Raw genomic sequence first — 644 nt, forward strand, 5'->3', positions numbered from 1 at the left:
TGCATCGGCAATCTGGAAGTCACTGGTCAGTATTGTGTATGACGGGGTGAATTATGATGCAGGAATGGTAATTGGTGCGGAGCTGAAGGGCGGTAAAGTCGATACCATTATGGGCTTTAATGCGCAGCAATTCGCCTTTTATAACCCGGTAAACGGAAAGATGGATTTGTTCATGTACATGAAGGACGGCCAGATTTTCATGAATGAAGCCTTTATCAATAAAGCCTGGCTGAATGATGTTGTGGTCACGGACAAAATGCAGTCCGAGAACTACGTGCCTGGCAAACAAGGATTCATTCTTGACGCTAAAAAAAATAAATTTGAAATGAATTCAAATGAAACCGGCGGAGGGCTGACATTTGATGGAACTGGTCTTTATTTACGGGATGAGCGCGGGAATCTCAAAATTGAAATAGCATTAAAATAATGAAATTACAGGAAACCATATGGCTAAAAATCCGGTTTTTAATGTCTATCATGATACTGGTGAAATAGACAATATTATAGATTCTCTTGCGTTTGTCATTCACTCTGAACAAGTTGATTTTTCAAAAACAAGTATGACATTCGACAGCAGGTATCTGAAAGGTGGTGAGAAAATAATAGCTGTCCCGATAGTTACCCATAGATCAGAAATGCAGGGC

2 protein-coding genes are annotated in these 644 nt (G+C 40.1%); both read left to right on the forward strand.

Annotated elements, in window-relative coordinates; all coding sequences use genetic code 11:
* Positions 1-427 (forward strand): phage tail tip fiber protein (locus tag ACMHKJ_RS19340; RefSeq protein ID WP_413496478.1); only part of this gene is annotated, 427 nt, incomplete at its 5' end.
* 19 nt (positions 428-446) lie between these two features.
* Positions 447-644: hypothetical protein (locus tag ACMHKJ_RS19345; RefSeq protein ID WP_413496480.1), on the forward strand; the 198-nt coding region annotated here is incomplete at its 3' end.

Origin of the sequence: Morganella psychrotolerans (assembly GCF_965118875.1) — a bacterium.
In the GTDB taxonomy this organism is placed as follows: Bacteria; Pseudomonadota; Gammaproteobacteria; order Enterobacterales; family Enterobacteriaceae; genus Morganella; species Morganella psychrotolerans_C.